We start from the raw sequence: 15,311 nt of genomic DNA, 5'->3' as shown, positions 1-15,311 counted from the left end.
AAAAGTAGGACTTATTTTGAATCCAAAAAAATTTTTCGCCTTAATTGTTTCCGAGTATCAGGGGAAGACCATCTCCGCTGGAACCTACTACAACCACTTTGGAGTTGGGAGATTCCGATAGTTTAAGAGTGGCTTCAATTCCCTTATCCTGAAGGATCTTATCCGTTAGGGACGCGCTCAGTATCTTGTTCGCGTCTGCCTTACCCTGGGCTTCAATCCGTTGTCTCTGAGCCTCTTTTTCAGCGGTTACCAGACGGAACTCATATTCCAGGGATTCCTGTTCCTGTTTGAGCTTTCTCTCGATAGCATCCTTGATAGTGGGTGGCAGGGTAACGTCCCGAACCAGCACCTCATTCAATTGAATGTATTGATCGTCCACGATCTTTTTGGTTTCCTCATAGATCTCTGCCTGTATGGCATCCCGCTTACTGGAATACAGTTGTTCCGGAGTATATCTTCCCACGACACTTCTGGCGGCCGAACGAATGGCCGGTAGCAGTATCCGCTCTTTGTATTGTTCACTCTTTTCCTTGTGTAATTTACCCAGAAACTCGTTTTTAGGCTGAAACCAGGCGGAGGCATCCAGTTGAATATCCAAACCGTTGCTGGAAAGTACTTTCATTTTTTCAAATACTTCCTGCTGCCTTACTTCGTAGATATAAACTTTGTTCCAGGGCGCCACAATATGAAACCCTTCGCTCAATGGAGGTTCATCCACAACTACTCCTCCACCGAAACGCTTCCAAAGCACTCCGGCCTCTCCCGCGCCGATATTGATAAACGATCTGAAAAGAAATATGACCGCTAGAATAATTACAAATACCACCGGAAGTGCTATTTTAGGTAATCTGTCCATTTTACATAGTTTTAAATTAGTCCGTTGTATTTCCTCAGTAACCATTCCGCTGCAAGTGCCAGAACTATGATCCCGAGGAGTATACGAAAATCGATCAAAGATACGACATTTTGGTCGCTTTTACGGATCGGGGCGAACCTATCGTTTTGCTGTAGATCGTCCATCAGGGCTCCCAGTTGATCCGCAAAATACAGTGCTCCACCAGAAGCTTTGGAAAGCCTCTCCAGTTTTCTGTAATCACTTGAGAGCAGTTGCTGTTCCACGTCGAAATCCAAAATGCGAAATTGACCGGATCTGGTGACCTCTGAATCGCTGACCATAACAGTAAACTGGTATTCCCCTGCAGGGAGCGCACTTAGATCTGCCTCGTAATACCCTTTTTTTAAAAGCATGGGAATCTCGTTGAGGCTGGTGTCCTCTTTTTGTTTTACCCTCAGACTTATGGTCGCATTAGGGTCAAAGATAAAGGCCTCATCAAAGTAGGTGGCTGTGAACAGGGCTCCCCCGGAACCGGAGGCATAACTGTTGCTGTATTCCAGGGACAATCTGCTATTGGGTTTAGTGGCAGTGAGGTAGCGAAGTAGTTTTCCGATCAGTTGATCGAAATTCTCAAAACTGCCTTCATTGCGATAGCTTTGCATACGCCATTTCCATATATGCTCCCCAAACAGCACCGCCTGCTTTTGCTGTCCCGAACTGAGAATAGCCAAAAGCGGTTCGTTGATCTCCACCCCTTTGATCACCTGACCCAAAAGGGTTTCATAGGGTCTGGTGATGAGTACTTCTCCAAGGGAAGTTTCCAATGGAGGAAAGTCTTCCACTGAAAAATCGCTTATATCAAAAAAACTAAACCCGGAGTTCACTACGGCAGTAACCTCTTCGTCCTGCTGATAGCTATTCTTTTCATAGCCGCCCCCCATACCGTTCAGGAAGCCCCAATCTGTCTTCGGCCCGGTTATGGTCCAGGTATTGACGGCTTTCTTCGAGATAAAATCGTAGATCCGTCTGAAAGAGGCATTGGGTTGAAAAAGTATAAAAAGATCGGCCTCCTCCAGTTCACTTAAGGATACATCTGGTTTTCTAACCGTTACGGAACGTTGCTCATTACTTGTTATGGCTTTACTCAGGGCACCGATATCCGGATGTGGAATGGATGAAACTATTACCACTTCTGTCTTTTCATCCACGATTTCAACTACCGCCACCCTGCGATTGTTCAACTTATTCCTTTCATTTTCCAATGGCTGTAAGGCAACGCTAATGTTTTTGGTGCCCACTGCACTGGCCTCGATCAACGCATTGCTCAAATGGCTTTTTTGATCAGGGGAAAAGTCAAGCCTTTCACGATACAATTGTTGACCTTCCATACTTATGGTTAACAGAGCGGAAGCCTTTCGTTCTCCCTGGTAGGATGTGAAAACCTCGATCGGAAACTTGTTCTTAAGAAAAGCGTAGCGATTCGTATTGACCTTATCGATCCGTAGATCCTCAAAACGGGTTGTGTCTCCCACCACCACGGGATAGATCGGGAGCGTACCGTTTCTACCGTAAAACTCATAATCCGGTCCATAGGTCTGATTGCCGTCGGTTGCCAGCACTACCGTGGTATTGTTTCGGCCATACACATCTTCTACCCCTCCAAGGGTCTTGCTTATGTTGGTTATTTTCTCATCGAAAGAAAGGCTGTCACGGGAATTCAGGCTGGTTCCAAAACTGTGAACATTGAGATTAAATCGGTCGGATAGCTCTCTGCTTTGACCAAATCTCCTGGAGATCTCAGCAATCTCCGAGTTCGCATTGGTACTGTTCACAGAAGAGCTGTTGTCCAGTAAGACAACCAGATCTGTTTTCTCAAGATTATAGACGGTTTTGACAATACTGGGGTTAATAAGCAACAACAGCACACCAAAGACGGCCAGGAACCTCAAAAAAGCCAATATCAGGTAGAATTTTCCGCCAGTTCGCGGTCTATAGAAATATTGAAACCATGCAATGGCAAGGGCGATGAGGCCGGCAAGAATAATCAGTAACAAGGTTCCGGTCTGCATCAATTAATAATCTCGCTTCTCAAAATCTTCATTCATTTTTTCTATTATCCGTCTGACCACAGCATACATTAGCCGCAATATCACCGCAGCCAGGATCAGAAGGCAGCAAAAGAATACCGTTTTCAAATGCTATTTCAACTTAACCGCAGTGCCATAGGCCAACATTTCCGCTGCGCCCTGCATTACCTGAGAAGTGTTGAACCGCACGTTTACCACTGCATCCGCGCCGAGGCGTTGGGCATCTGCCAACATGCGATTGATCGCCTGTTCCCTGGCATCCGCCAATAATTGGGTATACTCTGATATTTCACCTCCAACCAGGTTTTTCAGGCCCGCAAACATATCCCGCCCTATATTTCTGGCTCTTACCGTACTTCCTCTTACGGTTCCAAGAGTCGCTGTGATCTCTTTACCAGGGATATCTTCGGTGGTTACAAATAACATAGTGACAGTATTAGGTTAGCATTCCTCCATCAACATTCAGAACCTGACCAGTAACGTATGCGGACAGGTCAGATGCAAGGAAAAGACATGCGTTGGCCACGTCTTCAGGAGTCCCTCCACGCTTTAGAGGAATTGCATCTCTCCATCCCTGAACGACCTTTTCGTCCAGTTGCGCGGTCATTTCAGTTTCAATAAAACCAGGAGCTATGGCGTTACAACGTATATTTCTTGAACCGAGTTCCAGGGCCACAGATTTTGTAAAGCCTATCATTCCGGCTTTGGACGCGGCATAATTGGCCTGTCCGGCATTGCCCTTAACCCCAACCACACTGCTCATATTGATTATGGACCCTTTTCGCTGCTTCAGCATCGTTCGCTGAACCGCTTTGGTCATATTGAATATAGACTTTAGATTAATTTCTATAACCGCGTCAAAATCAGATTCAGACATTCTCATCAATAGATTATCTTTAGTGATTCCCGCATTGTTTATGAGAACATCAATCCCTTCGAATTCTTCCAGTACCTGAGCGATCAGTGCCTCTGCTTCTTCGAAGCTGGCCGCATTGCTTTTATAGGCTTTTGCCTTGACCCCTTTTGACGTTAGCTCTTTTTCAAGTTCCAGGGCCGGACCTTCGCTTGAACTGTAGGTAAAGGCAACATTAGCTCCTTGATCAGCAAAGATCTCCGCGATGCCCTTTCCAATACCCCGGCTAGCTCCGGTTATGATTACATTTTTTCCTTCTAAAAGCTTCATTCCTATGTTTTTATTGGTTTTTATTATTTGGCGGTAATCCAAATATAAGTGTTGTTTCAGATAAAGGCGAAAAAAAATCCCGGGTTGAGCGGGATTTTATCATAGAATTAACTATTGTTTAGCCGACCACTTCTTTTACTTTTTTACCGATCTCCGCGGGCGAGTCCACTACATGGATACCACATTCGCGCATAATACGTTTTTTAGCCTGAGCAGTATCGTCGCTTCCCCCTACTATGGCACCCGCGTGCCCCATGGTCCTTCCTGCAGGAGCAGTCTCACCGGCAATAAAGCCGACAATGGGCTTTTTGCTGCCGCTTTCCTTGTACCATTTTGCAGCATCGGCTTCCAACTGACCACCGATCTCTCCAATCATTACTACACAGGAAGTTTCCGGATCATTTATAAGCAATTCCACAGCCTCTTTGGTTGTAGTGCCAATAATTGGGTCTCCCCCAATTCCAATGGCGGTTGTGATCCCAAGTCCCTGGCGTACCACCTGATCCGCGGCCTCGTAGGTCAATGTTCCGGATTTTGATACCACGCCAACATTGCCTTTTTTGAATACAAAACCAGGCATGATGCCAACTTTGGCTTCATCCGGGGTGATGACACCCGGACAATTCGGCCCGACCAAACGACAATCCTTGTTTTGAATATAGTTGTAGGCTTTTACCATATCAGCCACAGGAATTCCTTCTGTAATCGTAATGATCACTTTGATCCCTGCACTTGCAGCCTCCATAATGGCATCAGCCGCGAATGCCGGCGGAACGAAAATAATGGTGGTATCCGCTCCCACTTCCTGTACAGCTTCTTCCACGGTGTTAAATACAGGTTTTCCCAGATGTTCCTGACCGCCTTTACCCGGGGTAACCCCCCCGACAATATTGGTCCCGTATTCGATCATCTGCTCGGCGTGGAAAGTTCCTTCGCTACCGGTAAAACCCTGGACAATTATCTTAGAGTTCTTATTGACTAAAACACTCATTCTTGATTGGTTTATGAATTAAGCGTGACAAAAATATGCGTTTAACTAGGATTAGAAAAGCATTCTTGTCGCTATTGTTTCTGTATTTGGTTCAGGATATCTGGTATCCGTTTTACGTTAGCCATTTGTTTAAATTTTTCACGGGCTTCCTCCGCAGGACTGCCTAAATAAGTTTTCCCGCCTTCAAGGGATTTGGAAATTCCGCTTTGCGCCAGAATAACCGCATTTTTGCCGATCGTAATCGCGCTGATGATGCCTACCTGCCCCCAAATGGTCACATCGTCTTCGATCACCACACAACCGGCGATCCCGGTCTGAGCCGCGATAAGGCATCGCTCCCCTATTGCGGTATCATGACCTACCTGTACCTGATCATCCAATTTACTCCCTCGTCCTATACTGGTATCTCCGGTAACTCCCTTATCTATACTGCAAAGGGCACCAATTTCCACATCATCCTCAACAACAACCCTGCCTCCGGACAACAGCTTATCAAAACCGTGGGCCCGTTTCTGGAAGTAAAAAGCATCAGCTCCAAGTACAGCTCCGGCGTGAATAATCACATTGTTACCTATTACGGCATTATCGTAAATGACAACATTGGGATGGATCTGGCAGTTCTTGCCAATCACCACATTATTACCAATAAACGCATTGGGCTGAATGATAGTTCCTTCTCCGATCTCAGCAGATTCCGAAATCGAAGCAGACGAAGGCTGAAATGGCCTGAAGTGATTTGTGAGCAGGTTAAAATCCCTAAACGGGTCATCGGAAACCAAAAGCGCCTTTCCATCCGGACAGCTCACCTCTTTATTGATCAGAATAATGGTAGCTGCAGAATTTAGGGCCTTGTCGTAATATTTGGGATGATCCACAAAGACAATGTCTCCCGGAGTTACAACATGTATCTCGTTCATCCCCAATACTTCAAAATCCGCTTCGCCTACATACGTACAATTAATAATACCGGCAATTTCCTGAAGTGTTTGCGGTCTGGGGAATTTCATTGGCTTTTCGTGCTGTTATAAAGGTTATTATTCTTTCGCCCGTTCCATATACGAGCCTTTTTCCGTATCTATTTTGATCTTATCCCCTTCATTGATAAAAAGCGGTACATTGACCTTGGCCCCTGTTTCTACCGTCGCCGGTTTGGTAGCGTTGGTTGCCGTGTTTCCTTTAACTCCGGGTTCTGTATGCGTTACCTCCAGGACCACACTGGCTGGCATATCCACAGAAAGTGGCAAACTATCTTCCGTGTTGAATATGATGGTAACTACCTCTCCCTCTTTCAAAAGTCCCGGGGCGTCCAGGGCACTTTCCTGAAGGGAGATCTGGTTGTAATCGTCCGTATTCATAAAGTGGTAGGTTTGTCCTTCCGAATACAAAAACTGGTAGGAACGGGTTTCTACGCGGACATCGTCAATTTTATGCCCGGCAGAAAAGGTATTATCCAGTACCTTACCGCTAGTAAGACTTTTTAATTTAGTTCGCACAAATGCAGGACCTTTTCCCGGTTTCACATGCAGGAACTCTACTATCTTATAAATGTCATTGTTGTGTTTGATACACAAGCCTTTTCTGATGTCTGAAGTATTTGCCATAAATCAATTGGTGCTGAAATACCCTTTCATGATCCCCCTTTGTGAATCCTTGATAAACTGAAGGATCTCATCACGCTCCGGAGTGGCTTCCATCTCTGCTTCGATGATCTGGGCCGCCTGGGTATTGTTATAACTTTTTTGGTAAAGGATACGATATATATTCTGTATCTCTCTGATCTTATCTGAATCAAAACCACGTCTGCGGAGACCTACGGAGTTTATCCCGACGTAAGACAGCGGTTCTCTGGCTCCTTTCACGTAGGGAGGCACATCTTTACGTACCAGGGAACCCCCAGTGACGAAAGCGTGATTTCCGATGGCCACAAATTGGTGTACGGCGACCATTCCGGCCAGAATCACAAAATCCCCTATGGTCACATGGCCGGCCAGGGTTGAATTGTTTGAAAAGATACAATTATTGCCTACTATGCAATCGTGAGCCACATGACAGTAAGCCATGATGAGGCAGTTCTTACCAATTACCGTTTTCATGCGGTCGGAAGTACCCTTGTGGATGGTTGCACACTCGCGAATGGTAGTGTTATTCCCGATCTCTACGACGGTCTCCTCACCTTTGTATTTCAGGTCCTGCGGCGGAGCAGAGATTACGGCTCCGGGAAATATATTGCAGTTTTTTCCAATACGCGCGCCCTCCATGATGGTCACGTTGGATCCTATCCAGGTGCCTTCCCCTATACGTACATTATTGTGAATGGTTGAGAAAGGCTCGATTACAACGTTCTTGGCGATCTTTGCTCCGGGATGGACGTAAGCCAGAGGCTGATTCATACTAATTTCCTTTTGTTTTTACGATCTGCGCCATCAATTCCGCCTCTGAGGCCAGTTTGCCGTTTGCGTAGGCATATGCCTGCATATGACAGATCCCCCTGCGTATAGGTGAGATAAGGTCGCATTTGAATATCAGGGTATCACCGGGCCCAACCTGCTGTTTGAACTTTACATTGTCTATCTTCATAAAAAAGGTCAGATAGTTCTCCGGATCAGGAACCGTGCTTAGAACCAGGATACCTCCGGTCTGGGCCATTGCCTCTACCTGTAAGACACCAGGCATAACAGGCGCTCCGGGAAAATGCCCTACAAAGAAAGGCTCGTTCATGGTAATGTTCTTTAAACCAACCACATGCGAATCTGAAAGCTCCAGGATCTTATCCACCAGGAGGAAAGGTGGCCTGTGCGGCAGCATCTGCATGATCTTGGTCACATCCATAAGCGGTTCCTTGTCAAGATCGTACTTGGGAACCTTGTTCCGCTTTTCAAGTTTGATGATCTTCGACAGCTTTTTGGCAAACTGGGTGTTTACATAGTGCCCGGGTTTATTCGCGATTACTTTGCCACGAATTCGGGTTCCAGCCAAGGCCAGGTCGCCGATTACGTCAAGCAGTTTATGCCTTGCCGCCTCATTTGGCTGGTGCAGGGTAAGGTTGTCCAGTATTCCATTGGGCTTCACAGAAAGCTTTTCTTTCTTAAATGCCTTTTCCAGTTTTTTCATTGTGGATTCAGAGATCTCTTTGTCCACATAAACAATGGCGTTGTTCAGGTCTCCTCCTTTGATCAAGCCATTTTCCAAAAGCATTTCTAACTCATGAAGAAAGCTAAAAGTCCGGGCTTCGGCAATTTCCGTCTTGAAATCCGAGATATGTTCCAGGGTGGCGTTTTGAGTCCCCAGTACTTTAGTCCCGAAATCCACCATAGTGGTTACCTGGTATTCGTCCGAAGGGATCACCGTAATATCGCTTCCACTGGCTTCATCCTTATAGGTGATCACGTCTTTTACCACATACTCTTCACGCTCCGCTCCCTGTTCTACGATCCCCGCTTTTTCCAGTGCTTCAACGAAGTATTTGGAAGAACCGTCCATGATTGGAGGTTCCGGGGAATCCAGTTCGATCATGACATTATCGATCTCCATTCCGACCAAGGCGGCCAGAACGTGTTCCGATGTCTGGATCTTCACGCCGCGCTTTTCCAGATTCGTTCCCCTCTGAGTGTTTATTACGAAATTGGCGTTGGCCTCAATGATGGGTTCCCCTTCAAGGTCTACCCTTTTGAAGGCATAACCGTGATTTTCTGGCGCTGGCACAAATTTCATAGTTACCTTTTCGCCCGTATGTAATCCTACGCCTGTAAGTGTAACTTCTTTGGCTATGGTCCGCTGTTTCATGTTGCTTTTTGCTCCCTTTTGCTCTGTTTTTCGATCTCTTCTACCCTGTTCACCAGTTTTGGTAAGTTTTTGAAGTGAACATAGGATTTGTTGTAGTCTCCGTAGTTTAAGGCCGGAGAACCTTGTAGTACTTCATCGTCCTTTACATTTCTGCCAATACCGGACTGGGCCTGGATCTTTACCCTGTCTCCTATGGTAATATGTCCCACAATTCCCACCTGACCGCCTATCATACAGTGCCTGCCGATCTTTGTAGATCCGGCAATGCCAGTTTGGGCGGCGATGGCCGTATGCTCCCCGATCTCCACATTATGGGCTATCTGTATCTGGTTATCCAGTTTTACCCCTCTTCTCAATATGGTAGACCCCAAGGTCGCACGGTCTATGGTAGTCCCGGCCCCGACATCCACATGATCTTCAAGGATCACGTTTCCGGTCTGAGGCACTTTGGTATATTCCCCATTACTGTTAGGGGTGAAGCCAAAACCGTCTGCACCGATTATTGCCCCGCTATGGATCACACAACCATTCCCTATTACCGATTCGGAATAGATCTTTGCGCCTGCAAAAACCACCACATCATTCCCTATAATTACATTGTCTCCAACGTATACATTCGGATAGATCTTTACATTATCACCTATGGTCACATCGTTGCCCAAATAGGAAAAGGCTCCCATATAGAAATCACTTCCGTGAATCGCCGAATCCGACATAAAAACCGGTTCTTCTATACCAGTTTTATTGTTTTTAACCTGGTTGTAGTATTCCAGGAGTTTGGAGAATGATTTATAAGCGTCATCAACCTTAATGAGGGTCGTAGACAAGGTCTGTTCAGGAACAAAATCCTTATTGACTATTGTTATTGAAGCCTCGGTGCTATATATATAAGGAGTGTACTTTGGATTGGCCAAAAAAGTAAGTGAGCCTTTTTCCCCTTCCTCGATCTTCGCCAATTTGTGAACAGCTATCTCTGGGTTCCCTTCTACTTCGCCCTCTAATATGCCGGCAATCTGACTAGCTGTAAATTCCAATACTTAAAAATTAGTGCGTTCCTCGATTGATGGACACAAAAGTAAGAAAAATTGTGTAATAGAATTCATGTAAAATTTAGAGAAGAATTCAGTACAAAAAGCCCTGACATCAAATGATCGTATAAGAATTCCTGCTTCAAAACCCCTGTCCGATTCCTATTGTTCAGTTTGTTTTTTTGGATAACATAGATAGTACTTGGTAACCGTTTTGGAAAGCGCTTTTAAACTTAACTGATCAGATGCGCGGGCGGCGTCGGTAAGTTTACCGTTGCTTCTTAGAATATTGATATTCTGTACCTGTTGGTTATAGGCCTTATTTTCTATTTGTCCTGAGAATACAAAGTAGGCCGTTTCCTCGTCGCTGAGCTTGTTCTCACTTTTGAAACGATCAAATTGTTTGGATATCTTCTTCTCTGAAATAGGTTCGTTCCGCAGCTTAATATTGAGCAATTGGCGGTTCAGTATGCGTGTGCAAAGATTTGAAAGCACGAAATCCGAATGTTGTTGCCATGCCTTGATGGCCCCAAGCACATCTATATCGTCCAACTGAGCGAAACGATGCAGTATGTTCTTGTCAAACCTGTCCCTGTCAATACGGTTGTTCAGAAAATATGAAAGGGTACTGCTTGCCGGTAATTGTTCGCCGTCTGCTGAAAGCTCTTTGGCACGTTGCAGGATCTTGATCAGCAATTGCTCCGCGACAATGCCGGTTTTGTGAAGGTACACCTGCCAATACATGAAACGCCTGGCCATAAGGAATTTTTCCACGGAATAAATGCCTTTTTCTTCAACGACCAGTTCATCGTTTACCACATTGAGCATGGTGATCAGGCGCTCGGCATTAATGTTACCCTCAGCCACGCCGGTATAAAAACTATCGCGTTTCAGATAATCCAGACGATCCATATCCAGCTGACTGGAAACCAATTGATTCATAAATTTCCTTGGGTAGGTACCATTGAAGATCTGCATGGCGAGGCGCAGGTCCAGATCCGTCTCCTCTTCAAGAGCCTCCATAAATTGAAGTGAGATATCTTCATGGTCTATCCCGTCAACAATACTGTGTTCCATGGCATGGGAAAAGGGTCCATGGCCAACATCGTGCAAAAGTATAGCGCTTAATAGTCCGTTGGCCTCTTCCTCTGATATGGGAATTGATTTGTCCCGCAGCACCCCAATCGCTAGTTCCATTAGGTGCATACTGCCCAGGGCGTGGTGAAATCGGGTATGATGGGCTCCCGGATAAACCAAATAAGAAAGGCCCATCTGAGAAATTCTTCGCAGCCTTTGAACATAGGAATGCTCTATAAGTTGAAAAATTTGGGAGCCTGGTATTCTAATAAATCCGTAAATTGGATCGTTGAAAATTTTGAGCTTACTTGACTTAACCAAAATCACCTTATTTACGTAGACAAAGATAATGAACAAGATCACAATTCTGTGGGTAGATGATGAGATAGACCTGCTAAAGCCCCATATCCTATTCCTGGAAGGCAAAAATTACGAAGTGGTAACCTGCAAAAGCGGGCAGGACGCTTTGGAAGAGATACGAAAAACACGGTTTGACATCGTTTTTCTGGATGAAAACATGCCAGGGATCACCGGCCTTGAGACCCTTACTGAGATCAAGGTATTGGATGCTTCCCTACCAGTTGTCATGATCACCAAAAGTGAGGAAGAATATATTATGGAAGAGGCGATTGGCTCCAAGATCGCTGATTATCTTATCAAGCCTGTCAATCCAAATCAGATATTACTTTCCCTTAAAAAGAACCTGGACCATTCCAGACTGGTCTCCGAAAAGACTACCGCGAATTACCAACAGGAATTTCGTAAGATCGCCATGGATCTTTCCATGGTAAACTCCTGGCAAGAATGGGCTGAACTCTACAAAAAGCTGATCTATTGGGAATTACAACTAGAGGAGATCGAAGACTCCGGCATGTTCGAGATCCTTGAATCCCAAAAGGTTGAAGCCAATAGCCAGTTCAGCAAGTTTGTCGATCGGAACTATGTCGACTGGTTCGACAATGGTGAAGGACCGGTGATGTCCCATACCCTGTTCCGTGAACTGGTGCAAACAGAGCTGGGAGAGGCGCCTACGCTGCTTGTTGTTATAGACAATTTGCGCTACGATCAGTGGTTTGCCTTTGAAGACGCGCTTAGCCCATTTTACAAGAAAAGGAAAGAAGTCTCTTATTACAGTATACTGCCAACGGCCACTCAGTACGCCAGAAACGCGATCTTTTCCGGGCTTACGCCTCTGGACATGGAAAAAAGACATCCTGATTGGTGGAAGAACGATACGGACGAAGGAGGTAAAAACCTCTTTGAGGACAAGTTTTTGGGTGCACAACTCAAAAGATTGGGGATGGACATCCGATGGGAATACCACAAGATCAGCAGCCTGAAACAGGGTAAAACCCTCTCTCAGAATTTTAAATCGCAGAAAGACAATGATCTCACGGTTATCGTCTACAATTTTGTGGACATGCTCTCTCATGCCAAAACGGAAATGGAAGTGATCAAAGAGCTGGCGTCTAACGATAAAGCATATCGATCTCTTACCCTCAGCTGGTTTAAGAATTCACCTTTACTGGAGATCATTCAGCAGGCACAGAACATGGGAATGAAACTCATCCTTACCACAGACCATGGAACTATCAATGTAAAGCAGCCTTCGCGGGTGATCGGCGATAAGGAGACCAGCTTAAACCTAAGGTATAAGACTGGACGAAGCCTGACCTATGAAGAGAAGGAAGTACTGGAGGCCAAGGATCCATCAAAAATCCACTTACCGAGTATTAATGTAAGCAGCTCCTTTATTTTCGCTAAAAATGATATGTTCTTTGCCTACCCGAACAACTACAATCACTATGTGAGTTATTACAGGAACACCTATCAGCACGGAGGGGTATCCCTGGAGGAAATGATCGTTCCTTTTGTAGTACTTGAACCGAGGTAATATTGAAGTTTTCCTGGCAATATGAAATGCCTGTCGATTAAGGTAAATTAGACAAGATTACCGGTTTTCAGGCTTTTAGTTATACCATATCAACCTTTTACAAAGTAACTTCCATCGAAGAGATGGGTGATCTGTCCGCCATTGCTTACGGCTACGGAAATGCTCACTTCAAGTTCAAAATCGTTTTTATAAAAATAGGTCTTACGGCTTCTGTCATAAGCTATTTTAGCCTTGTAATCTTTGAGTTGTTCCAATAAAAGATAGGCCGTCCGCTCGCCCACCCTGAGTTTATCGGCAAGTTCCATAGGAGAACCGGTTTGTTCCATTTTTATGAGAAAGTGAAGTAATTGAAGGCGCTCAAGGTTTTTAATAGAATTCATTGCTGGTCTGACATAAGTATTTGAAATCACCTATGCAGAATCCACATGTAGCCCGCACAGGCAGGTTCACAAGTCTGGTAAGTTTCGGGACTTAATAATAGATCAATTTTTTTATTTCGACAAGCTATTGCAGGCTATTTAAAAATAGAACTGTAGGAAATGGATGTATTTGTAAAAAAATCTATTCCAGCCATAGGTCAATGCAGTATATTTACCCCGAAGTTTGCGAGTTTAGGCGATATCAGACGACATAAAATATTAAGGCAAAATATGGCAGTTCAGGAAATGACATTTTCATTAGAGGAAATAAGAAATACGGCTAAAGAAATCATCCGTTCAGCTCCCGCCAGGGCACTTTGTTTTTACGGCGAAATGGGGGCGGGAAAAACTACGCTTATAAAGGCGATCGTTAAAGAACTAGGAGGATCAGAGGCCCAGAGTCCGACCTTCGGACTGGTCAATGAATATGAGGATTCGGAGGGTGGACTTTTAGGGTACCATTTTGATTTCTATCGCATAGAAAGCGAAGAAGAGGCCCTGGATCTGGGGTTAGAGGATTATTTCAGTCAGGATGCCTGGATTTTTATTGAATGGCCTGAAAAAATTCCATCGCTTCTTCCCGAAAATTGCATCCCTGTCTACATCCAGGTGATCGATGATAACACACGTGAAATTCGCCTATCTTAAGTTTTGTTAAAACGGCCATCATCGTTCAATCGGCTGTTTTATTGTAGAAATTTCGACGAATGGTCAAATAATCGACCAAAAGCTTGTTTTTTCCGATTAAGTGCATTATTTTGCCGATTATAAGACAGAATTTAGGAGATTTTTTCCTACTTTTGTTTTAGAAAACGTTTAACAAATCTTTAACTAAAAACTTATTACGATGAACACTAAGAAATTCCTCGCGGGCATTTGCACATGCCTGATCTTAATGGCAGCATCGTGTACAACAGACACGGCGGATGATCAAGCTTACGAACAAGGCGTAGACCGAAGTAAGATTACAATTAAAAACGTGGATCGAAGTAAAATTACCGTAAAAAACGCGGTTGACAGATCTAAAGTTCGCTCTTCCAATAAGAAAGGAAAATAGATAAGAATTTATCTTCAGATATAGATAGTATGGGGTGTTTCTAGAAGCGCCCCATTTTTTTTGTGCCATTTTGTCGATGAAATTTGAAACTTTATCGAATTTTAGTTAAAAAGTAGGAGAAAACTTATGTGGGCAATCATAATACCTCGTAATTCACGTTAGCAATTTTAAGAATCCCCAAATCAGCAATTGACCTATGGCTAATGCAAAAGATAAAAGTAGGAAAGCCCGCAGGCGATTATTTATTGAAACAATCATTGTCTTTTTGGTAATTGCGTCACCTTTTCTGTTCAAGGCGCATGAATATCTGCCAACCGACCCTGACGCTACTATCAGTCTGTTCGGACTGGAAATAGACCGAAACGGATTTGCAGATCTGAATACGTATTTCTGGTGGCTGCTTGGAAAGATCATCCCCCTTTACCTCCTTACTATCTGGTTTTTTACATGCAGGCACTGGTGGTATCACATTCTCCTTATCCCCATTTGTATGTACGCCTTCCAGATCTTTGAGGTGGTGTACTCGGACAACTTACTCATCGATGTAAAAAATGTACTGTGGTTATTACCAGTATGTATGGTCATCATTCCTTTTGTGTATTTCGTTAGGATCAAACTGTATGACAAGCACGTTCACGGTATAGACCTTGAGGCCATGGATGCTGAATTGCAGTACTACAAGAACAAGGAACGGGACGAGCTAAAGAAAGCCGGGATCAATATCCCGGAAGAACCCCTGACTTCGGCAGAAGAAGATCTTTCTCAAAAAACGCCTAACAGGGTTATGGACAACCTGGTAAAACAACTACGGCATTCGTTCAAAAGCCTTTTCTAGGTATTCCAGATTTAAAATAACAATATTCAGGATCCCGCTTATGGCGGGATTCTTTGTTATGGGGATAATGAAGCTGAGGAAGGGCAATCGCCCATATAATTTCGGCAAAAAATTGTAATTTT

The 15,311-nt window shown here is 44.5% G+C and carries 16 protein-coding genes; 4 read left to right on the top strand and 12 right to left on the bottom strand.

What is annotated here, in order from left to right; all coding sequences use genetic code 11:
* Positions 1 to 40: 40 nt before the first annotated feature.
* From GTQ38_RS16460 to GTQ38_RS16410, 11 genes are all read right to left on the bottom strand, one after another.
* Complete coding sequence (locus GTQ38_RS16460; protein ID WP_161436643.1) at positions 41 to 856, bottom strand: prohibitin family protein; 816 nt, start codon at positions 854 to 856, stop codon at positions 41 to 43.
* An 11-nt stretch (positions 857 to 867) separates the two neighbouring features.
* Entirely contained in the window at positions 868 to 2,904 is a 2,037-nt protein-coding gene (locus tag GTQ38_RS16455) for a vWA domain-containing protein (protein WP_161436642.1), read from the bottom strand.
* Positions 2,905 to 3,033: 129 nt separating this feature from the next.
* Positions 3,034 to 3,348, bottom strand: a complete 315-nt coding sequence (locus GTQ38_RS16450; protein WP_161436641.1) for a YbjQ family protein — start codon at positions 3,346 to 3,348, stop codon at positions 3,034 to 3,036.
* A 10-nt stretch (positions 3,349 to 3,358) separates the two neighbouring features.
* Positions 3,359 to 4,105, bottom strand: coding sequence for a 3-oxoacyl-[acyl-carrier-protein] reductase (gene fabG / locus GTQ38_RS16445; protein ID WP_161436640.1), 747 nt, complete (start codon positions 4,103 to 4,105; stop codon positions 3,359 to 3,361).
* A 118-nt stretch (positions 4,106 to 4,223) separates the two neighbouring features.
* On the bottom strand, positions 4,224 to 5,096 hold the full coding sequence (gene sucD, locus GTQ38_RS16440) for a succinate--CoA ligase subunit alpha (RefSeq protein WP_161436639.1): 873 nt from the start codon (positions 5,094 to 5,096) through the stop codon (positions 4,224 to 4,226).
* Between the two features lie 71 nt (positions 5,097 to 5,167).
* Positions 5,168 to 6,103 carry a UDP-3-O-(3-hydroxymyristoyl)glucosamine N-acyltransferase gene (locus GTQ38_RS16435; RefSeq protein ID WP_161436638.1) on the bottom strand — a complete coding sequence of 312 codons (936 nt, stop codon included), beginning with the start codon at positions 6,101 to 6,103 and terminating at the stop codon, positions 5,168 to 5,170.
* A 27-nt stretch (positions 6,104 to 6,130) separates the two neighbouring features.
* On the bottom strand, positions 6,131 to 6,697 hold the full coding sequence (gene efp / locus GTQ38_RS16430; RefSeq protein ID WP_161436637.1) for an elongation factor P: 567 nt from the start codon (positions 6,695 to 6,697) through the stop codon (positions 6,131 to 6,133).
* A gap of 3 nt (positions 6,698 to 6,700) precedes the next feature.
* Complete coding sequence (gene lpxA, locus GTQ38_RS16425; RefSeq protein WP_161436636.1) at positions 6,701 to 7,486, bottom strand: acyl-ACP--UDP-N-acetylglucosamine O-acyltransferase; 786 nt, start codon at positions 7,484 to 7,486, stop codon at positions 6,701 to 6,703.
* Between the two features lies 1 nt (position 7,487).
* Positions 7,488 to 8,879 carry a bifunctional UDP-3-O-[3-hydroxymyristoyl] N-acetylglucosamine deacetylase/3-hydroxyacyl-ACP dehydratase gene (locus GTQ38_RS16420; RefSeq protein WP_161436635.1) on the bottom strand — a complete coding sequence of 464 codons (1,392 nt, stop codon included), beginning with the start codon at positions 8,877 to 8,879 and terminating at the stop codon, positions 7,488 to 7,490.
* Positions 8,876 to 9,913: a UDP-3-O-(3-hydroxymyristoyl)glucosamine N-acyltransferase gene (lpxD, locus tag GTQ38_RS16415; protein WP_161436634.1), complete on the bottom strand. Its 1,038-nt coding sequence runs from the start codon at positions 9,911 to 9,913 to the stop codon at positions 8,876 to 8,878. The genes GTQ38_RS16420 and lpxD overlap by 4 nt, the downstream gene beginning before the upstream one ends.
* A 156-nt stretch (positions 9,914 to 10,069) precedes the next feature.
* The gene (locus GTQ38_RS16410) at positions 10,070 to 11,305 is read right to left on the bottom strand and encodes an HD domain-containing protein (RefSeq protein ID WP_161436633.1); all 1,236 of its coding nucleotides are present in this window, start codon (positions 11,303 to 11,305) and stop codon (positions 10,070 to 10,072) included.
* A gap of 28 nt (positions 11,306 to 11,333) precedes the next feature.
* Between GTQ38_RS16410 and porX the strand changes: the two genes are divergently transcribed.
* Positions 11,334 to 12,878 carry a T9SS response regulator signal transducer PorX gene (gene porX, locus GTQ38_RS16405; RefSeq protein WP_161436632.1) on the top strand — a complete coding sequence of 515 codons (1,545 nt, stop codon included), beginning with the start codon at positions 11,334 to 11,336 and terminating at the stop codon, positions 12,876 to 12,878.
* Between the two features lie 89 nt (positions 12,879 to 12,967).
* Here porX and GTQ38_RS16400 read toward each other — a convergent pair whose 3' ends face one another.
* Positions 12,968 to 13,258: a DNA-binding protein gene (locus tag GTQ38_RS16400; protein WP_161436631.1), complete on the bottom strand. Its 291-nt coding sequence runs from the start codon at positions 13,256 to 13,258 to the stop codon at positions 12,968 to 12,970.
* Between the two features lie 270 nt (positions 13,259 to 13,528).
* Here GTQ38_RS16400 and tsaE point away from each other — a divergent pair, with 270 nt between their 5' ends.
* The 3 genes from tsaE (at position 13,529) to GTQ38_RS16385 (ending at position 15,189) form a co-directional block, all read left to right on the top strand.
* Positions 13,529 to 13,945 (top strand): tRNA (adenosine(37)-N6)-threonylcarbamoyltransferase complex ATPase subunit type 1 TsaE, encoded by a 417-nt coding sequence (gene tsaE / locus GTQ38_RS16395; protein ID WP_161436630.1) that lies wholly within the window; start codon positions 13,529 to 13,531, stop codon positions 13,943 to 13,945.
* Between the two features lie 199 nt (positions 13,946 to 14,144).
* Positions 14,145 to 14,354, top strand: a complete 210-nt coding sequence (locus tag GTQ38_RS16390) for a hypothetical protein (protein WP_161436629.1) — start codon at positions 14,145 to 14,147, stop codon at positions 14,352 to 14,354.
* Positions 14,355 to 14,550: 196 nt separating this feature from the next.
* Positions 14,551 to 15,189: a hypothetical protein gene (locus GTQ38_RS16385; RefSeq protein WP_161436628.1), complete on the top strand. Its 639-nt coding sequence runs from the start codon at positions 14,551 to 14,553 to the stop codon at positions 15,187 to 15,189.
* Positions 15,190 to 15,311 lie beyond the last annotated feature (122 nt).

Origin of the sequence: Poritiphilus flavus (assembly GCF_009901585.1) — a bacterium.
Taxonomy (GTDB): Bacteria; Bacteroidota; Bacteroidia; order Flavobacteriales; family Flavobacteriaceae; genus Poritiphilus; species Poritiphilus flavus.
The sequence above is the reverse complement of the archived record's forward strand: the minus strand, read 5'-3'. Positions and strand labels throughout refer to the sequence as shown.

Bases quoted from the DNA above. Each gene is read 5' to 3' on its own strand.
- GTQ38_RS16420 (WP_161436635.1), bottom strand. From the start codon at position 8,879: ATGAAACAGCGGACCATAGCCAAAGAAGTTACACTTACAGGCGTAGGA.
- efp (WP_161436637.1), bottom strand. From the start codon at position 6,697: ATGGCAAATACTTCAGACATCAGAAAAGGCTTGTGTATCAAACACAAC.
- porX (WP_161436632.1), top strand. From the start codon at position 11,334: ATGAACAAGATCACAATTCTGTGGGTAGATGATGAGATAGACCTGCTA.
- lpxA (WP_161436636.1), bottom strand. From the start codon at position 7,486: ATGAATCAGCCTCTGGCTTACGTCCATCCCGGAGCAAAGATCGCCAAG.
- GTQ38_RS16435 (WP_161436638.1), bottom strand. From the start codon at position 6,103: ATGAAATTCCCCAGACCGCAAACACTTCAGGAAATTGCCGGTATTATT.
- GTQ38_RS16450 (WP_161436641.1), bottom strand. From the start codon at position 3,348: ATGTTATTTGTAACCACCGAAGATATCCCTGGTAAAGAGATCACAGCG.
- GTQ38_RS16460 (WP_161436643.1), bottom strand. From the start codon at position 856: ATGGACAGATTACCTAAAATAGCACTTCCGGTGGTATTTGTAATTATT.
- sucD (WP_161436639.1), bottom strand. From the start codon at position 5,096: ATGAGTGTTTTAGTCAATAAGAACTCTAAGATAATTGTCCAGGGTTTT.
- fabG (WP_161436640.1), bottom strand. From the start codon at position 4,105: ATGAAGCTTTTAGAAGGAAAAAATGTAATCATAACCGGAGCTAGCCGG.
- GTQ38_RS16385 (WP_161436628.1), top strand. From the start codon at position 14,551: ATGGCTAATGCAAAAGATAAAAGTAGGAAAGCCCGCAGGCGATTATTT.
- tsaE (WP_161436630.1), top strand. From the start codon at position 13,529: ATGGCAGTTCAGGAAATGACATTTTCATTAGAGGAAATAAGAAATACG.
- GTQ38_RS16390 (WP_161436629.1), top strand. From the start codon at position 14,145: ATGAACACTAAGAAATTCCTCGCGGGCATTTGCACATGCCTGATCTTA.
- GTQ38_RS16400 (WP_161436631.1), bottom strand. From the start codon at position 13,258: ATGAATTCTATTAAAAACCTTGAGCGCCTTCAATTACTTCACTTTCTC.
- GTQ38_RS16455 (WP_161436642.1), bottom strand. From the start codon at position 2,904: ATGCAGACCGGAACCTTGTTACTGATTATTCTTGCCGGCCTCATCGCC.